This is a genomic window from Pedobacter sp. 05L430 (genome assembly GCF_056397585.1).
Window position 1 is genome coordinate 1 of sequence record NZ_JBFTNT010000467.1, and the last position, 1,948, is coordinate 1,948.

The following is a 1,948-nucleotide window of genomic DNA, read 5'->3' on the forward strand; positions in this document are numbered from 1 at the left end:
GTTAATCGCACTCTCGGTGTTCCCATTCAAACTAATTTTATATTCTAATCCGGGAATAATCTTATACGATGCAAATGCATTAGCTAAAACCGTTGTTTGCTCCGAAGGATTAACTCTTTGAGTTAAAACCAGGTAAAAATTAGGATTAGCGAACATTCCAGGCTGCGAAAAACTAATCGGATAACTACCATCCGGATTTTTATAGTTTAACGTTGGATCCATTAAAAATGCCTGCTGAATAATGGCCCGTCCATTATCAAGCCCGGGAGTTACCTGATTGCGTCGGTAAGTACCTGACAGATTAAATCCAATAGTTAGTTTATCTGTCGCACTATAAATGTTATTAGTTCTGCCACTTATTCGATTTGCAAAAGTATTTAAGATCACCCCTTCCTGCTTATTGTAGTTAAGATTAATGGTCGATTTCAAATCTGTTCCACCTGACGCTAACGATARGTTATAATCTTGGGTAATTGCATCCCTCAATAAAACGTCATACCAATTGGTACCTGAATTTGCCCCGTATTGTTGTGGATTCTGATACACGCTCGGAACACCACCGGTATAGCCTTCATATCGGGCAGCATCTTCATAATATTCTTTCTTAAATTGAGCGAACTCAGGTGCATTCATCAAATCAGGTTTCCCTCTGTCAGATACCCTTACCAATCCTGCGTAAGAGCTGAGTTCGATACTTTTTTGTCCACCTTTGGCTTGTTTTGTTGTGACAAGAATTACCCCATTTGAAGCTCTTGAACCATATAAAGAAGAGGCAGAAGCGTCCTTTAATACTGTAATACTTGCTATTTCATCCGGACTGATCGTTTCGAGTCCGCTGGTAGATGGAAATCCGTCAATTACAATTAGTGGGTTGTTTCCTGCGTTGATCGAAGCAGCTCCTCTGATTCTAAATGACATATTTGCACCCGGAGCTCCAGAGTTGTTTGCGATTTGCACGCCTGCAAATTTCCCTTGTAATTTCTGACCGATATTAGCTACAGGCATGTCTTTAACCTCACTCGTGTTTAGCTGGCTTACAGCCCCTGTAACTTCTCTTTTATTTTGTGTTCCATAACTTACAACTACCACTTCATTTAATTTTTCACTGGCAGATTCCATCTGAACATTAATAACAGATCTGTCATTTGCCGGAATTTCCTTGGTTTGATATCCCACAGATGAGAAAACCAACACAGCGGAGGGTGCAGCTGTTAACTGATAATTTCCTTCGTTATTAGTTGTTGTTTTCTGATTTGTACCTTTCACAGCAACTGTAACTCCAGTTAATGGTTTTCCATCCTGAAGGTCTACCACCTTACCTGAAATAACTCCTTGCTGCTGGACATGATATCCATATAAATTTTCTTTTGTGAATGTCTTTGATTGTGCTGGTAAATAAAATATCAAAGACATAACCAGGCATGATCCGCCCCTTCTGATAAAAAAAAGCAATCTTTTCCTTTTCATAACTTGTTTAGATTTGGTTTATATTTAGGTTATAATAGAATTGAGGTAAAGAGTTGTAAGGTCTTACTCACTCTATTGACTAAAACAAACCTAAGCATTGGCCAATTATTTCCGTTTTACCAAATGGCACTTATATTTGTACTTTTTGACATAATGAATTAGCTTTCCCTAGTTTTAAATCATATATATGATTAATCTTTTAAACTTTTTGGAAAATCACAAGAACTGAAAAGCTAAATTTTACTTGAAATGGATGTTACTATCGGCTTTTAAATACTCTTCAGAAATTTTTGTTTGAAGGATATTACCCACGTATACGGCTCGTTGATAGTTTTTACTGCTTATGCTAGTGATTTTTTGCAAAAGCTTGTTGCGCAACTTTCTAAATATCGGGAAAAGAGAATACATTTTAATTTTAGAAATCTGAAGTCTATTGCATGTTTCTTCATCAATTAGAAAGCGAACATAACAAGTATGAAGA

General features: G+C 36.9%; 2 protein-coding genes. Both read right to left on the reverse strand.

Translation table 11 applies throughout. The features are described 5' to 3' along the window. On the reverse strand, positions 1 to 1,467 hold a 1,467-nt coding region (locus AC1DG9_RS26430), incomplete at its 3' end, for a SusC/RagA family TonB-linked outer membrane protein (RefSeq protein ID WP_477635617.1). Between the two features lie 240 nt (positions 1,468 to 1,707). After that, the coding region (locus tag AC1DG9_RS26435) for a hypothetical protein (protein WP_477635618.1) at positions 1,708 to 1,948 on the reverse strand (241 nt) is incomplete at its 5' end.